The sequence below is a fragment of the Actinoplanes sp. KI2 genome (genome assembly GCF_025630775.1).
In the GTDB taxonomy this organism is placed as follows: domain Bacteria; phylum Actinomycetota; class Actinomycetes; order Mycobacteriales; family Micromonosporaceae; genus Actinoplanes.
Map to the genome: position 1 here is coordinate 1 of NZ_JAOSZE010000056.1, position 15111 is coordinate 15111.

Here is a 15111-nt window from a genome sequence, read left to right on the forward strand (position 1 = left end):
CCCCCCCCCCCCCCCCCCCCCCCCCCCCCCCCCCCCCCCCCCCCCCCCCCCCCCCCCCCCCCCCCCGCGCCCCCCGCCGCTCGCTGCGCCCGCCGCTCGCTGCGCCCGTCGCCTGTCGCGTCCGCCTTGAGCTCGTCAGCTCACGCTGGCGGTGGCCAGCTTGATGCCGAAGCCGACAAACAACGCACCCACGCCGGTCGTAACCCCGGCCGCGAGTTTGCGGCGGCGCCGGAACTGGCCGGCCAGGAACTTACCTCCGAAGATCAGCGCGGTCAGGTAGAGCGAGCTGAAGAACTGCACCACCGCCCCGAGCACCAGGAACGACACGGCCGGATGCGAGTAGCCCGGCTGGACGAACTGGATGAAGAACGACACGAAGAACAGAATCGCCTTGGGGTTGAGCAGGCTGATCACGACCGCCCGCCGGAACGGATGGCGCAGCTCGGCTGCCCCAGCGCCGCCCCGAGCCTGCGGCGCGGCCGCTCCGGCGCCGCCCGTGACCCGCGGCGTGGCCGCTCCGGCGCTGCCCGTGACCTGCGGCGTGGCCGGTGCCGAGCGGCTCCGCAGCTTTTGCCAGGCCCCCCGGATGATGCCGAACCCGACCCAGAACAGGTAGGCGGCGCCCGCGTACTTGATGACCAGGAACAGCGGAGGGTAGGCGCGCAACAGCGATGCCACCCCCGCCGCGGACAGTGTCATCAGCACGGCGTCGCCGACGAACACCCCGGCCGCCGCCGTGTAGCCGGCCCGCACCCCACGGCGCGCACCGACCGACAGCACGAAGATCGAGTTTGGCCCCGGCAGCAGGATGATCGCCACGACACCCAGCACGTACGTCCAAAAATCGGTGATGCCCAGCACGGCGACGACTCTATGCGTTCGTCATGGCGGCCGAACCGCCGACGGCGAGCCGTTCGCGCAGCCGCGTCGCGGCGGCCGGCCACTCCTCGGACGTCATCGCGAACACCACGGTGTCGCGCCACGTGCCATCCGGCCGGAGCCGCTGCTTGCGGATCATGCCGTCCCGCGTCGCGCCTAGCCGGGCGATCGCCTGCTGGGATCGGTCGTTGCGAATGTCGGTGTACCAGAACACCTTCTCCGCGCCGAGCGTCTCGAAGGCGTGCTCCAGCAGCATCAGCTTGGCCTCCGTGTTCACCCCGGTGCGCCACCAGCGGCGGCCGACCACCGTGTGCCCGATGCCGAGCGAGCGGTTGACCGGGTCGATGTCGTGATAGCTGGTCAGGCCGATGACCGTGCCCGTGGCGGGCTCGATCTGCGCCCACGGCAGCTGGAAGCCGGCCCACTGGCGACGGTGCAGGTCATTGACGTGCTCGGCCATCTGCTCGTGGGTGCGCGGTGGCAGGGTCGGCAGGTAGCGCCACACCTCGTCGTCGGCGAGCGCGTCGAGCAGCCCGTCCACGTGCGCGTGGGCGAGCGGCTCGAGCCGGACGTGGCGGCCCTCGAGAACGACCGGCTTGACCCAGGGCGAACCGCCGCCGGGCAGGTACGCCGGGGGCGCGGCGGTGACGCCCAGGTCGGTCTGCGGCGGCCCGAAGGTGCGGGTCACCGGGAGCACGCCGGCCCAGTGGGGGAGCGAAAGGTCATCCGCCTCGTCGGCGACGCCATGCCCGCGCGCCTTCACCGCGGCCTCCTTCAGCGAGAGGGCCAGCACTGCGGTCTGGGCCAGCTCCTGCTTGCTCGGCGGGCGGCTGTCGGCGGCGCGGCCGGTGCCCACCTTGTCGGTGAGCGCGCTCATAGCGGCCAGCTTGGCGTCGGTGTCGGTGACCGGGCGAGCGACGCCGTGCACGACGACGGATCGGTAGTTGGCACTGTGGTTGGTCTGCGACCTCGCGTACACGATGCCGTCGAGGAGGGTGACGCTCACGCAGACCCGGACCCCGTCGCCTCGGGCCGTCAGGCCCATCCGGCCGCCGGAGGAGCCGTGCAGAAAGAGCGTGTCGCCGACGCGGACGTGCAGCGTGGGCAGCAGGCGAGGCTCGCCGTCGACGACGAACGCGACGGAACAGTCATACCCCTCGTCCAGGATGGCGTGGACGGCCTGGCGGTCGTAGGACATCCGGTTGCGGTAGCGGGTGGCGGTCGTGCGATCCGTCTGGGCGTAGGTGTCGGACATCCCGGCTCCTCGTGCTTGCCATCTGCTCTGTACTAGTACAGAATTTGTCTTGTGCCAGCACAGTATCAGGTCAGCGGCGACAGCGCCGCCTCTATTTCCGCCAGCATCGAGACCGGGGTCATGCGCGGCGAGTTCGTCTGGGGTGCTCCGCTGCCGCCGATCCGCGCTCTCGCCGGCGAGCTGAATGTCAGCCCCGCCACGGTGGCAAAGGCGTATCAGGAGCTGCGTCGCCGCGGCGTCGTCGAGGCCGACGGGCGGCGGGGCACGCGGGTCCGTGACCGCCCGCCAATCGCCGGCGTGCGCTCGGCGATGCGCCTGCCGATCCCCGAGGGCGTGCTCGATCTCTCCTCCGGCGAGCCCGACGTGCGACTCCTGCCACCGATCGGTCCCGCCCTGCGCCGCATCGCCGAGGAGAGTGGGCCGCCCCAGGGCTACGCGTCCGCGATCGCGATGCCCGAGCTGATCGACATCGCGCGGCCGCGACTCGCCGCCGACGGGGTGCCGATGGCCGGCGCCGCGATCGCCGCCACCTCGGGCACGCTCGACGCCATCGAGCGCCTGCTCACCGCCCACCTGCGGCCCGGCGACGCGGTCGCGGTGGAGGATCCGGGCTGGGCCAACCTGCTCGATCTGCTGGCCGCGCTCGGCATGCACGCTCTGCCGGTGACGATCGATCAGGAAGGGCCGTCCCCCGAGTCGCTGGCCACGGCGCTGCGCTCCGGCGCCCGGGCGGTCGTGGTTACCGTGCGCGCGCAAAATCCCACCGGCGCCTCCGTCTCCGCCGAGCGCGCGGACGACCTGCGCGAGGTGCTGGCCGGGCATCGTGACGTCCTGCTGATCGAGGACGATCACGCCGCCGAGCTCGCCGCCGCCCCGCTGCACTGCCTTGGCCCGGTCACCGCCGCGTGGGCGTTCATCCGCTCGGCCTCCAAGCCGTTCGGCCCCGACCTGCGCATCGCCGTGGTGGCCGGCGACGAGACCACGATCGCCCGGGTGGTCGGCCGCATGCGCCTCGGCACCGGCTGGGTGTCCACGGTTCTGCAGCGCCTGCTGCTGCGGCTCTGGCTCGACGACGAGGTGACGACCCTGGTGCGGACCGCGGCCGCGGGCTACGCCCAGCGACGCCGATCTCTCTGCGACGCACTCCAGCGACGGGGGGTCGTGGCCGAGGGTGCGACCGGCATAAACACGTGGGTACGCGTGGCCGACGAGACCCGCACGGTCGGCCTGCTGCGCGACGCCGGCTATGCGGTCGCGCCCGGCTCGCTCTTCCGGATCAACACGCCGCCCGGTGTCCGCATCACGATCAGCGCGCTGGACGAGTCCGAGATACCGGCCCTGGCCGACGCGGTGGCGACCGCCGCCCGCCCGGCCGGGTTCGTGACGCCGTCGCGATGACCGGTCGGGTCGAGGAGGTGGCCGTGGCGCAAGAATGAACAGTCCTCCGGGAGGGTGTCGCCGTTCGTGCTTCTCCCCGTTCGGGTAAAGCCGCCGTGCGTGCCTTCACCCGGTTCAGGTAAAGCCGCCGTGCGTGCCTTCACCCGGTTCGGGTAAAACGGTGGGATGCCAAGGACCGAGGCGCCGGTCGGCGCGCAGGAGTGGGTGCCGCCGCAACCGCGGAGCATCGCCGAGCTGAAGGCGGCCGCCGCCGGCTGCCAAGGCTGTGAGCTGTACGAACACGCGACGCAGACCGTCTTCGGCCGGGGCGCCGAGCACGCCCGCATCGTGTTCGTCGGCGAGCAGCCGGGCGATGTGGAGGATCAGCACGGCCTGCCGTTCGTCGGGCCGGCCGGTCGGCTCCTGCGCGAAGCGGTCGACGACGCCGGCATCGACCCGGCCGACCTCTACATCACGAACGCCGTGAAGCACTTCCGGTTCGAGCTGCGCGGCAAGCGGCGGATCCACCAGACGCCCGGCCCGGCGCACATCGTCGCCTGCCGGCCCTGGGTCGTTGCCGAGTTCGCGCTGCTCGAGCCCGAGCTGGTGGTGCTGCTCGGGGCGACCGCGGGCAAGGCGCTGCTCGGCCCGTCGTTCCGGGTCACCCAGCAGCGCGGCCGCCTGCTGCCGTGGCCGGCCTCGGCCCAGCATCCGGAGGACTTCCCGGTTGCCGAGATCCAGGCGATGGCCACCATCCACCCGTCCGCGGTGCTGCGGGCCGACAACCGCGATATCGCGTACGGCGGACTGGTCGACGACCTCAAGGTCGCCGCGGCAGCGGTGTACCGGTAGCTGAGTAGGCTCGTGAGGTGCGATTGACGGACTTCTGGGCGCGGCTCGATCAGGCATTCGGCAGGACCTATGCGCGGAGCATGGCGGCCGATCACTCCTTCGCCGAGCTCGGGGACCGGACGATCGATCGGGCCATCGCGGACGGTATCGATACGGCCACTATCTGGCGGGCCGTGGTGGCGGCGTATCCCGATCGGGTGCCTTCCCGCCTGCGCTGATCAAAATTTCGTACGCTTGTTCTGGCGTGTCGCTTCGATCTAGTACAGGTGTTCGGCTATTGTCCACACCGGCCCGGTCATCCACAGCTCACGGCAGGGCGGCGGATTTTTGTCATACCCACCGCCTACCTTGTAGCCCGTGGTGAATAGAGGCTCATCGGCGAAGACGCCTGCAAAGTCGAATACAGGGGTGGCGGACATGGTGGCAGGACCCGACCGAGACAAAGCGCTCGATCTGGCACTGGCTCAGATCGACAAGCAGTTCGGCAAGGGCTCGGTGATGCGGCTCGGGGAGCGGCCGGTCGTGCAGACCGCCATCATCCCGACCGGCTCCATCGCCCTCGATGTGGCGCTCGGCGTCGGCGGCCTGCCGCGTGGCCGGGTCATCGAGGTCTACGGGCCGGAGTCCAGCGGTAAAACGACGGTCGCCCTGCACGCGGTGGCCAACGCGCAGCGCAACGGCGGCATCGCGGCGTTCATCGACGCCGAGCACGCGCTCGACCCGGACTACGCAAAGGCGCTCGGCGTCGACACCGATGCCCTGCTGGTTTCCCAGCCCGACACGGGTGAGCAGGCGCTCGAGATCGCCGACATGCTGATCCGCTCCGGCGCGCTCGATGTCATCGTCATCGACTCGGTGGCCGCGCTCGTGCCGCGCGCCGAGATCGAGGGCGAGATGGGCGACAGCCACGTCGGCCTTCAGGCCCGCCTGATGAGCCAGGCGCTCCGCAAGATCACCGGCGTGCTCAACAACTCCGGCACCACCGCGATCTTCATCAACCAGCTCCGCGAGAAGATCGGCGTCATGTTCGGCTCGCCCGAGACGACGACCGGTGGCCGCGCGCTGAAGTTCTACGCGTCCGTGCGTCTCGACGTGCGCCGCATCGAGAGCCTGAAGGACGGCACCGACGTCGTCGGTAACCGCACCCGGGTCAAGGTCGTGAAGAACAAGGTGGCGGCCCCGTTCAAGCAGGCCGAGTTCGACATCATGTACGGCAAGGGCATCTCCCGGGAGGGCTCGCTCATCGACGTCGGTGTCGAGCAGAGCATCATCCGCAAGTCCGGCGCCTGGTACACGTACGACGGCGACCAGCTCGGCCAGGGCAAGGAGAAGGCGCGGGAGTTCCTCAAGGAGAACCCGGACGTCGCCGCCGAGATCGAGAAGAAGATCCTGGAGAAGCTCGGCGTCGGCCAGACCACGGGCGACGCGGCCGGCGGCCCCGAGCTGCCCCCGGTCGATTTCTGATCGCGGATTCCCGATCGAGGTGACGCCAGATGGCCGGTCGGCGCGGCGCGCGGTCCGGGCGCGGGTGGGATGCCCTCCCTCCTCGCCCACCGCGCCACCCACCCGATGAGCACCCGCCCGGCGGGGCCGTCGACGGCGAGGCGGAACGCGGCAACGTTCCCGCCCGCCGTCGCCGACCCTCGCCGGGCGGCTACCCCGCCGCGCCCGGCGAGACCCTCTGGGGTGCGCCCGTCCGTGGCGAGACTGTCCGGGGTGCGCCCGTCCGTGGTGAGGGCGTCCGGGGTGTGCCGGGTCGGGGCGAGATCGCTCGGAGTGTGCCCGAGCAGAGCGAGTCGGAGCGGGCACGGGAGATCTGTCTGCGGCAGCTGTCGGCCCGGCCACGCACCCGAGCCGAGTTGGCGAAGGCGCTCACCCGCGGGCAGATCTCCGCAGAGGTGATCGACGAGGTCCTCGACCGCTATGACGAGGTCGGGATCATCGACGATGCCGCGTTCGCCCGAGCGTGGGTCTCCAGCCGGCATCACGGCCGCGGGCTCGCCCGCCGGGCACTGGCGAACGAGCTTCGGCAGCGTGGCGTCGACACCGAGGTGGCGAGCGAGGCACTCGAGACCCTCGACGACGAGGCGGAGGCCGCGACCGCCCGGGCCCTGGTGGATCGGAAGCTGCGCTCGGCCGCCGGCCCGCCCGAGGCCGTCTTCCGCCGGCTCGTCGGGATGCTGGCGCGCAAGGGCTACCCGCCCGGCGTGGCGATCCGCGCGGTCAAGGACGCGCTGGCCGCCCGGGATGCCGAGGCCGCCGAGTTCGCCGACCAGATCGACCCCGACGCCCTGGCCGACGAGGCCGGCGACCCGTCGTAGCCGGACCGCCGCTTGGTCGGCGGGCGTGACGGCGGCCCGTTGTGGCCGGACGACCGTTTGGTCGGCGGGCGTGACGGCGGCCCGTTGTGGCCGGACGACCGTTTGGTCGGCGGGCGTGACGGCGGCCCGTTGTGGCCGGACGACCGTTTGGTCGGCGGACGTGACGGCGGCCCGTTGTGGCCGGACGACCGTTTGGTCGGCGGACGTGACGGCGGCCCGTTGTGGCCGGATCGCCGCATGGTCGGCCGATGAGGGCGATGCTGCCTGCGGCGGGAAGTGGCGAGCTGCTGCGCCCATCCTGACCTGCGTTGCAGGCCCTATCAGCCATCCATGGTCGGCGATGATGGAGATCGACACTCGCCACTGGCTGCTAGCGTGAGGTGCCGTGACCGAGGACTCGCGGAACCACATGCGGGGCTACGGTTCCTTCCCGGAGGGTGCCGAGCCGACCGAGGAGATCGCCACGTTCGGCGATCCGTCGGCCGAGGTGCCCACGTCAAGGTCGTCCGCCCCCAGCATCCCCAGCCAGCAGCCGACCCCCGCGGCAGCCCGGCCTTCCCATCCGTGGAGCGCCCCGCCGCCGGCCTTTGCCCGCTCCAACGTCTCCCACGCCGAGCGTCCCGCGCCTGCCGCACCTCCCGTGCCGCCTGCGGCCGCCGTGCCGCCTGCGGCCGCCGTGCCGCCTGCGGCCGCCGCGCCGTCCGCGCATGCCGTGCCGCCGCCCGCGCTTGCCGTGCCGCGCGCGGCCGCCGTGCCGCCCGCGATGCCGCCTGCGCCCGCCGCGCCGCCCGCGCCGCCTGCGCCCGCGCCCGCCGCGCCGCCCGCGCTCGCGCATGCCGTGCCTCCCGCGCATGCCGGGCCGCCCTTGCGGGTTGAGCCGTCCTCGCGGGCGCAGCCGCTCGCCGGCGTCAGCTCTCCCGTCCGGCGTCCGCTCTACGGTGGAGTGCGTCCCACGACCATCGAGCCGCCTGCCGTCAGCGGCCCCGAGCCGTGGCACGACGAGCCCGCGTCATTCCCGCGCGAAGAGGATCCGGACCTCGATGCCCAGTTCGGCGGGGATCCGGCTCCTCAGGCCGCCGCCGAGCCGCACGACGAATACCCGGTCTGGCCGGCGAGCGTGGAGAAGCCGGACGGCCACCCGCCCGTGCCGCAGGCTGCGCGGTCTGCCCCACCGTGGAACGCCGCGGCCACCGACTGGCCGGACGAGGCCCCCTCCTACCCGGGCGGCCGTCCCGAGGCGGCGGCCGAGGAGACTGCCTACCCCGCGGCCGCCCCGTCCGGCCCGTTCTTCGCCCCGACAAGACCCGACGTCGATGGTGAGTGGGCCCCCGAGGCGCCGTCCGCCCCCAGCGGCGAGTGGTTGCCCACCCCCGGCGATGAGTGGCCTGCCGATCCCGGGCAGGCGACAGGTGGTGAGTGGTCCGCCGATCCCGGGCGGCCCCCGAGCGACGAGTGGTCCGCCGGCCCGGGCCAAGCGCCCAGCACTGGACGGCCACCAAACCCGGAACATGACCATCCCCACACCGACGACCGCCGCCACCTCCGCGACCGCCACGGCCTCCCCGCCTCCCCCTCCAGGCGTATCGCTCCCACCCCCTCCGACCCGCCTCCGACCCGCCTCTTCGCCGGCCTTCTGATCGGCCTGCTCGCAGGCCTCCTACTCTTCGGCACCGCGGGTTGGTTCGCCGGCCGCGCCACCGCCTCCCGCCCGACCCGCCCCTCACCCACCCCGGCAGGGGCGACGACGGCACCCGCCCTGGGCCTCTTCGAGCGGACCCAAGCCACCCTCAACGCCGCCCACTTCAAAGGCACCGCCCTCGCCCCGCTAGCCCAGCCCTGGTTGCCCCACCTGGCCAACTGCGCGAAGGCGACCCCGGCCCAGGCCGACGGCGAGAAGGCGCGAGTTCGTTGCACCATCGACGGCATGAGCGCCTTCTTCGTCGAGTATCGATCGACCGCCGAGCGGGACAAGGCGCGTGGCGCACTGCAGCCCCAGGTCCGCGACGCAAGCACCCTCGCGCCGGGTGCCAAAACGCCCGGCAAAACGCCGGGCAAAACGCCGGGCAAAACGCCGGGCGACACCGCGGGCAAGACCCCGGGCAAGACCGCCGACGGCAACTACGTTGAGTACGCATACCGCCTCACCGAGGGTGGCGTCACAAGGACCGTCGCCGGGATCTGGTGGGATGACGCGCAAAGGCCCATCGCCGCCTATCTCCTGGCGTACTGGAAAGATGGTCTGGGCGAGCGCTGGGAACCGATGCGAGATCTCTGGTCCCGGTACGCCTGAAATGCCCATCCCGTTCGTGAGCTGCGCGTAAGCGGGTCTGTGCCCTAAGTCCCATCCGGGGCGAAATCATGGATCCTTGACCGAAGTGGCACTCGCGACCTAGCCTCGCGTTACACAAGGTGTGCTCGACCATCGCATGCAACACGCACAACATAGATCGCATTACATTACGGCATCACTTGTGACCTGCACCGTCACCGATCGGGAGCCACCCGAACGACGACGGAGGGTCACCGAAGAGAACTTGAGACCAGGCGTGCCAACCGATCGGCATGTCGCGGTTCGATGTTTCCTGCATTCTTCCAGCCTTGGTCGGGCATCCCGCAGACAGCCCGCGCGCACACAATGCGCCGGGCGGCGAAGGGAGACGCGGCGAGATGACCGCCCTGGACTGGGTGCTGGTGGTGGCGATCGTCGTGCTCGGTGCCCTGGTGGTGACCGGGCTGGTGCTCGGCGCCCGCGCGTTGCGCCAGCTGCAGACCCAGCGGGCCGATGCTCAGGAGCGTGAGGACCAGGCCGTCGGCGCCGCCGAGGCCAAGGTCGCCGACGCGAACGCCAAGGCCGCGACCGTACGCGCCGAGGCTGCCGCCGCCAAGGCCGAGGCCTCCGCCGCCCGCGCCGAGGCCCGCCGGGTCCTCGAGGCCGCGCACAGCGAGGCCGACACGATCCTCGAGCACGCCCACCGCCAGGCCGAGTCGGACGCCGAGCAGGTCCGCGCCGCCGCACGCCGCTCCGGCGAGCGTGAGGTCGCCCTGCTCAACGCCACCGCGAAGGAGCAGGCCGCCGAGGTCGAGCGCCGGGCCGCCCGGATCGACGAGCGGGAGCGCCTGCACGGCGACGAGGTGGAGCGCCTGGTCGAACGGGAGCGCCGGCTGGCCGCCCAGGACGCCGATCTCGCCGGCCGGGAAAACGCTCTCTCCACCCGCGAGGCGGAGCTGACCGGCGCCGAGGAGCAGAAGCGCCGCGAGCTGGAGCGGATCGCGAAGCTGACCGCCGACGCGGCCCGCGCCGAGCTGGTCGAGAGCATCGAGGCCCAGGCCAAGCGGGAAGCCGCGATCATGGTGCGGGACATCGAGAACGAGGCGAAGAGCACCGCGGACACCCGGGCCCGCCGGATCGTGGTCGACGCCATTCAGCGGATCGCCAGCGAGCAGACCGCGGAGAGCGTGGTCAGCGTCCTGCACCTGCCCAGCGACGAGATGAAGGGCCGGATCATCGGCCGCGAGGGCCGCAACATCCGCGCGTTCGAGTCGGTCACCGGCGTCAATCTGATCATCGACGACACCCCGGAGGCGGTCCTTCTCTCCTGTTTCGATCCGGTCCGCCGCGAGGTCGGCCGGCTCACCCTGGAGAAGCTGGTCCTCGACGGCCGCATCCACCCGCACCGCATCGAGGAGGTCTTCGACAGCGCGAAGAACGAGGTGGAGCTGCTCTGCGACCGGGCCGCCGAGGAGGCGCTGGTCGATGTCGGGATCACCAACATCCACCCGGAGCTGGCCAAGCTGCTCGGCCGGCTGCGGTACCGCACCAGCTACGGCCAGAACGTGCTCAAGCACCTCGTCGAGACCGCCCACATCGCCGGGATCATGGCGGCCGAGCTGGGTCTCGACATCCCGTCGATCAAGCGGGCGGCGTTCCTGCACGACATCGGCAAGGCGTTGACCCACGAGGTGGAGGGCAGCCACGCGCTGATCGGCGCCGACCTGGCTCGCAAGTACGGCGAGTCGGAGGACGTGGTCCACGCGATCGAGGCGCACCACAACGAGGTTCCGCCGCAGACCATCGAGGCGGTGCTGACCCAGGCGTCGGACGCCTGCTCCGGTGGGCGGCCGGGCGCTCGGCGGGAGAGCCTCGAGGCGTACGTGAAGAGGCTGGAGCGCATCGAGGAGATCGCGGCCGGCAAGGTCGGCGTGGAGAAGGTCTTCGCCATGCAGGCCGGCCGGGAGATCCGCGTCATGGTCCGCCCGGACGACATCGACGACATCGGCGCCGCCGTGCTCGCCCGCGACGTGGCGAAGCAGATCGAGGAGGAGCTGACCTACCCCGGCCAGATCCGCGTCACGGTCGTTCGCGAATCCCGGGTCACCGAGCTGGCACGCTAGGCGTTTCGCTCACGCCGGGTGCGGTGCTTCGCGCTTTTGCCGTACGCGGCGCAGCAGTGCCACGCCGGGAATGACGGCCAACGCGGCGCAGACAACCCTGCCCAGCGGCCGGACGCCCGATCAAGGGCGCTTGACGCCGTGCCCAGCGGCCGGACGCCCGATCAGGCGCCCGCCTCCCCGGCCGCCCCGGCCAGCACCGCGGGTGCCGGCTTGGTCGGCCGCGCCGTCCGGCCGCTGCGCCGGGAGCGCCGGGCCAGCCAGGCCGCCACCGCGGTCAGCGTCGCGTTGATCGTGATGTAGATGATCGCGGCGACGATCGCCGCCTGCAGCACGTTGCCGAAGTTGGCCGCCAGGTTGTTCACGCCCAGCTGCAGCAGCTCGCTGTAGGAGATGATGTAGCCGAGCGCGGTGTCCTTGACCAGCACCACGAGCTGGCTGACGATCACCGGGAGCATCGCGCGGGCCGCCTGCGGGATCAGGATCTGGCCCATCACCTGGCCCTTGCGCATGCCGATCGCGTACGCGGCCTCGCTCTGCCCGATCGGCACCGCGCGCACCCCGGCGCGGAACGCCTCGGCCAGCACCGATCCGTTGTAGAGGGTCAGCGCGATGACCACCGCCCAGAAGTTCGACATCGGCTGCTGGGTCACGAACGGGATCCCGAAGAAGATGAAGAACATCATCAGCAGCAGGGGTACGGCCCGGAAGAACTCGACCACGACCCCGGCCGGGATGCGCAGCCACCAGTGCTCGGAGAGCCGGCCGACCGCGAAGATCACCCCGAACGCCAGCGACAGCGCCATCGCGACGACCGCCGCGGCGAGCGTGTTCTTCAAGCCGGGCAGGATGTAGCCGGTCCAGGTGCTGGCCTGGGTGAACGGCTTCCACAGCAGGGCGGACCACTGACCCTTGTCGTCGAACTTCGTGTAGATCCAGTACAGCAGCGCGAGCAGCAGCACGCTGAAGACGACCGTGAGGATCCGGTTGCGGGCCTGGGCCCGCGGCCCGGGGTGGTCGTAGAGAACGGCGTCGGTGTTCACCGCTTCACCGCCAGTCGGTTGGCCAGCCAGCCGAAGCCGTAGCCGGTGGGGATCAGCACGACGGCGAAGGTGCCCGCAAAGACGAAGAAGATCGTGAAGACCACGTTGCCGTTGTCGTTGATCAGTTGCTTCATGGCGCTCGACGCCTCCATGACCCCGATCGTCCCGACGATCGTCGCGTTCTTGGTGAGCGCGATGAAGATGCTGCCGAGCGGCGCGACCACCGCCCGCGCGGCCTGCGGCAGGACGATCAACGACAGCGTCTGGCGGAAGGTCATCCCGATCGCGCGGGCCGCCTCGGCCTGCCCGGCCGGAACCGTGTTGATACCGGAGCGGATCGCCTCGCAGACGAACGCCGCCGTGTACACCGACAGTCCGATCACGCCGAGCCAGAAGTTGTTCAGGTCGATGTCGTTCGACGCGGTGAAGCCGAGCGTCGAGTACAGCCCGAAGTAGCAGAAGAAGATGATCAGGGTCAGCGGGGTGTTCCGGAAGATGTTCACCCAGGTCGCGCCGAAGCCGCGGAGCACCGGCACCGGCGACACCCGCATCGCGGCCAGCAGCGTGCCGAGCACCAACGCGCAGACCGACGAGGCCAGCGTGAGCTTCAGGATCCAGAGGAACCCGGTCACGTAGAGGTCCCGATTCGTTGGATCGGAAAAAACGCCCATCGTCACCCCAAAAAGGGCGGGGCCGGATCACCCGGCCCCACCGCCAATTGACCTCAGGAACAGTTGGTGAGCTTGGAGGTGTCCAGCTCGGGCGCCGGCTTGCCGCTCTTGCCGAGCGTGTCCTCCCAGGCCTTCTTGTACGACCCGTCGGCCGCCGCGGCCTTCAGGATGTCGTTGATCTTGTTGCAGCCCGCGGTGTCGTCCTTCTTCAGGCCGATGCCGTACGGCTCGGTGCTGAACGGCTTGCCGACCACCTTGAACTTGCCCGCGTACTGCTCCTGCGCGGCGTACCCGGCCAGGATGATGTCGTCGGTGGTCACCGCGTCGACCTGGCCGCCGGCGAGCGCCGTCACGCACTTCGAGTACGAGTCGAACAGCTGCAGCTGAGCGTCCTTGTAGTCGCTCTTGATGCGCTTCGCCGGGGTCGAGCCGCTCACCGAGCAGACCTTCTTGCCGGCCAGCGACTCCGGCCCGGTGATCGTCGAGTTGACCGGCACCAGCAGGTCCTGCCCGGCGATGTAGTACGGGCCGCCGAAGTTGACCTTCTGCTTGCGCTCGTCGTTGATCGTGTAGGTCGCCACCACGATGTCGACCTGCCCCTGCTGGATGTACGGCTCACGGTTGGCCGACACCGTCGTCTTCCAGGTGATGCCGCTCTCCGGCACGCCCAGGCCCTTAGCGATGATCTTCGCGATCTCGATGTCGAAGCCGGAGTACGTGCTGCCGGTCTGCAGGCCCAGGCCCGGCTGGTCGGCCTTGACGCCGAAGGTCAGCTTGCCGCTCGACGCCTTGGCGACGACCCCCGAGGTGCCGGGGCTGCTGCCGCTGCTGCCTCCGGAGTTGTTGGAGTTGCTCCCGCCACATGCGGCCCCGGCGAGCACCAAGGCCATGGCTCCGCACGTCACTGCCAATCGGGTGATGCGCATCATTACGCTCCTCGAAATAGTTTCCTGCGTTGGGACGAAAGGTGTTCGCACCGTCAATGCGTAAGGATTTTGGAAAGGAAGTCTTTGGCCCTGTCGCTTTTCGGACTCGCGAAGAACTCGGCCGGCGGCGCCTCTTCCACGAGTTGACCATCGGCCATGAACACCACCCGGTTGGCGGCGTGCCGCGCGAATCCCATCTCGTGCGTGACCACCACCATCGTCATCCCGTCGCGGGCCAGCGACGTCATCACGTCGAGCACCTCGCCCACCATCTCGGGATCGAGCGCGCTGGTCGGCTCGTCGAAAAGGAGCGCCTTCGGTTGCATCGCAAGGGCCCGGGCAATCGCCACGCGCTGTTGCTGACCACCGGAGAGCTGGGCCGGATATTTGTCCGCCTGATTGGCGATGCCGACCCGCTCGAGGAGCGCCATGGCCCGGTCGTGAACTTCGACGGATTTCTCCCTACGCACCTTGACGGGCCCGATCATGACGTTCTGCAGGATTGTCTTGTGCGCGAAGAGATTGAAAGACTGAAATACCATGCCGACCTCGCTGCGTAGTCGCGCGAGGGCCCGGCCCTCGGCCGGGAGCGGTCGGCCATCGAAGGTGATGGTGCCCGAGTTGATCGGCTCAAGTCGATTGATCGCCCGGCACAGCGTAGACTTGCCGGAGCCGGAGGGTCCGATCACGACGACCACCTCGCCGCGTGCGACGGAAAGATTCACATCGTCGAGCACGTGCAGCGGGCCGAACCATTTGTTGACGTTCTCGAGCACGATGAGGGCATCGTCGGACACTGTTGAACCCCGTCCGTTCGTTGCGGATCACCCGGATGGGCACACTCTAAGTGGACCGTAGTATCGGTTCGCGCCGAGAATGGTCACGGAGCGGTAACTTAGCGGATGAGGGGCCCGCGCATTGTCCACGATGTTCGGTATGGCTGACGGGGATCCGACACCCGGTCTGTGGAGCTGGTCCATCGGAAATCGAATTGACCCCGATCGAGTCCGAGGGGCGCTGGCCGGCGCCCTGGAGCGGTCGGTCGTCCCGCTGGGCCACCAGGGCGTGCTCTGCGACGTCTACCACGTCGGCGGCGACTTCCCCACGCTGGTCGACGTCTTCGTCGCCCCGGCCGGCTTCGCCGAGGCCACCTGCGCCAGCGCCGTCTCGGTCCGGCTGGGCGAGGCCGTCCTGCTGCCCGACGACACCCTCAATCCCACCCGGTACGTGCTCGCCGAGCCGGACGGCACCCTGCGCCCCGTGCATGTCGACGAGGTGGAGACCGACGACGGCCCCGAACGGCGGCACGTCCGCCCGTGCACCGGCGTCGACCCGGCCTGCTCGCTCGGTCCCGGCTGCGGCAGCTCACATTTCAAGCCCGCCGCCGGTTAGCAGTAC

General features: G+C 70.6%; 14 protein-coding genes. 8 read left to right on the forward strand and 6 right to left on the reverse strand.

Annotated features, from left to right (window positions below):
* Nucleotides 1-135 precede the first annotated feature (135 nt).
* Both leuE and ODJ79_RS40280 read right to left on the reverse strand, forming a co-directional pair.
* Nucleotides 136-861 (reverse strand): leucine efflux protein LeuE, encoded by a 726-nt coding sequence (leuE, locus tag ODJ79_RS40275; RefSeq protein WP_263028971.1) that lies wholly within the window; start codon nucleotides 859-861, stop codon nucleotides 136-138.
* Nucleotides 862-871: 10 nt separating this feature from the next.
* Entirely contained in the window at nucleotides 872-2134 is a 1263-nt protein-coding gene (locus tag ODJ79_RS40280; protein ID WP_263028972.1) for a bifunctional pyridoxamine 5'-phosphate oxidase family protein/GNAT family N-acetyltransferase, read from the reverse strand.
* A 51-nt stretch (nucleotides 2135-2185) separates the two neighbouring features.
* Between ODJ79_RS40280 and ODJ79_RS40285 the strand changes: the two genes are divergently transcribed.
* The 7 genes from ODJ79_RS40285 (at nucleotide 2186) to rny (ending at nucleotide 11076) form a co-directional block, all read left to right on the forward strand.
* Nucleotides 2186-3532, forward strand: coding sequence for an aminotransferase class I/II-fold pyridoxal phosphate-dependent enzyme (locus ODJ79_RS40285; protein ID WP_263028973.1), 1347 nt, complete (start codon nucleotides 2186-2188; stop codon nucleotides 3530-3532).
* Nucleotides 3533-3697: 165 nt separating this feature from the next.
* Entirely contained in the window at nucleotides 3698-4363 is a 666-nt protein-coding gene (locus tag ODJ79_RS40290) for a UdgX family uracil-DNA binding protein (protein WP_263028974.1), read from the forward strand.
* A gap of 17 nt (nucleotides 4364-4380) precedes the next feature.
* Entirely contained in the window at nucleotides 4381-4581 is a 201-nt protein-coding gene (locus ODJ79_RS40295; RefSeq protein ID WP_263028975.1) for a DUF3046 domain-containing protein, read from the forward strand.
* 199 nt (nucleotides 4582-4780) lie between these two features.
* Nucleotides 4781-5827 carry a recombinase RecA gene (gene recA, locus ODJ79_RS40300; RefSeq protein ID WP_263028976.1) on the forward strand — a complete coding sequence of 349 codons (1047 nt, stop codon included), beginning with the start codon at nucleotides 4781-4783 and terminating at the stop codon, nucleotides 5825-5827.
* A 29-nt stretch (nucleotides 5828-5856) separates the two neighbouring features.
* On the forward strand, nucleotides 5857-6684 hold the full coding sequence (locus ODJ79_RS40305) for a regulatory protein RecX (protein ID WP_263028977.1): 828 nt from the start codon (nucleotides 5857-5859) through the stop codon (nucleotides 6682-6684).
* A gap of 385 nt (nucleotides 6685-7069) precedes the next feature.
* On the forward strand, nucleotides 7070-8974 hold the full coding sequence (locus ODJ79_RS40310; protein ID WP_263028978.1) for a hypothetical protein: 1905 nt from the start codon (nucleotides 7070-7072) through the stop codon (nucleotides 8972-8974).
* A 377-nt stretch (nucleotides 8975-9351) separates the two neighbouring features.
* A complete protein-coding gene (rny, locus tag ODJ79_RS40315) occupies nucleotides 9352-11076 on the forward strand; it encodes a ribonuclease Y (protein ID WP_263028979.1) in 1725 nt (574 codons plus the stop codon).
* 161 nt (nucleotides 11077-11237) lie between these two features.
* Here rny and ODJ79_RS40320 read toward each other — a convergent pair whose 3' ends face one another.
* From ODJ79_RS40320 to ODJ79_RS40335, 4 genes are read right to left on the reverse strand one after another with little or no spacing between them, the layout of a single operon-like run.
* Complete coding sequence (locus tag ODJ79_RS40320) at nucleotides 11238-12116, reverse strand: amino acid ABC transporter permease (protein ID WP_263028980.1); 879 nt, start codon at nucleotides 12114-12116, stop codon at nucleotides 11238-11240.
* The gene (locus ODJ79_RS40325; RefSeq protein ID WP_263028981.1) at nucleotides 12113-12787 is read right to left on the reverse strand and encodes an amino acid ABC transporter permease; all 675 of its coding nucleotides are present in this window, start codon (nucleotides 12785-12787) and stop codon (nucleotides 12113-12115) included. Before ODJ79_RS40325 ends, ODJ79_RS40320 begins: the two co-directional genes overlap by 4 nt.
* Before the next feature lie 53 nt (nucleotides 12788-12840).
* Entirely contained in the window at nucleotides 12841-13713 is an 873-nt protein-coding gene (locus ODJ79_RS40330; protein ID WP_411267419.1) for a glutamate ABC transporter substrate-binding protein, read from the reverse strand.
* 53 nt (nucleotides 13714-13766) lie between these two features.
* The gene (locus ODJ79_RS40335; RefSeq protein WP_263028983.1) at nucleotides 13767-14510 is read right to left on the reverse strand and encodes an amino acid ABC transporter ATP-binding protein; all 744 of its coding nucleotides are present in this window, start codon (nucleotides 14508-14510) and stop codon (nucleotides 13767-13769) included.
* Nucleotides 14511-14649: 139 nt separating this feature from the next.
* On the opposite strand from ODJ79_RS40335, the gene ODJ79_RS40340 reads away from it, so the two are divergent.
* Nucleotides 14650-15105, forward strand: coding sequence for a hypothetical protein (locus ODJ79_RS40340; protein WP_263028984.1), 456 nt, complete (start codon nucleotides 14650-14652; stop codon nucleotides 15103-15105).
* Nucleotides 15106-15111 lie beyond the last annotated feature (6 nt).

Excerpts from the sequence above, each read along its gene's own strand:
- ODJ79_RS40280 (WP_263028972.1), bottom strand. The coding sequence starts at position 2,134 with ATGTCCGACACCTACGCCCAGACGGATCGCACGACCGCCACCCGCTAC.
- ODJ79_RS40290 (WP_263028974.1), top strand. The coding sequence starts at position 3,698 with ATGCCAAGGACCGAGGCGCCGGTCGGCGCGCAGGAGTGGGTGCCGCCG.
- recA (WP_263028976.1), top strand. The coding sequence starts at position 4,781 with ATGGTGGCAGGACCCGACCGAGACAAAGCGCTCGATCTGGCACTGGCT.
- ODJ79_RS40305 (WP_263028977.1), top strand. The coding sequence starts at position 5,857 with ATGGCCGGTCGGCGCGGCGCGCGGTCCGGGCGCGGGTGGGATGCCCTC.
- rny (WP_263028979.1), top strand. The coding sequence starts at position 9,352 with ATGACCGCCCTGGACTGGGTGCTGGTGGTGGCGATCGTCGTGCTCGGT.
- ODJ79_RS40325 (WP_263028981.1), bottom strand. The coding sequence starts at position 12,787 with ATGGGCGTTTTTTCCGATCCAACGAATCGGGACCTCTACGTGACCGGG.
- ODJ79_RS40330 (WP_411267419.1), bottom strand. The coding sequence starts at position 13,713 with ATGCGCATCACCCGATTGGCAGTGACGTGCGGAGCCATGGCCTTGGTG.
- ODJ79_RS40340 (WP_263028984.1), top strand. The coding sequence starts at position 14,650 with ATGGCTGACGGGGATCCGACACCCGGTCTGTGGAGCTGGTCCATCGGA.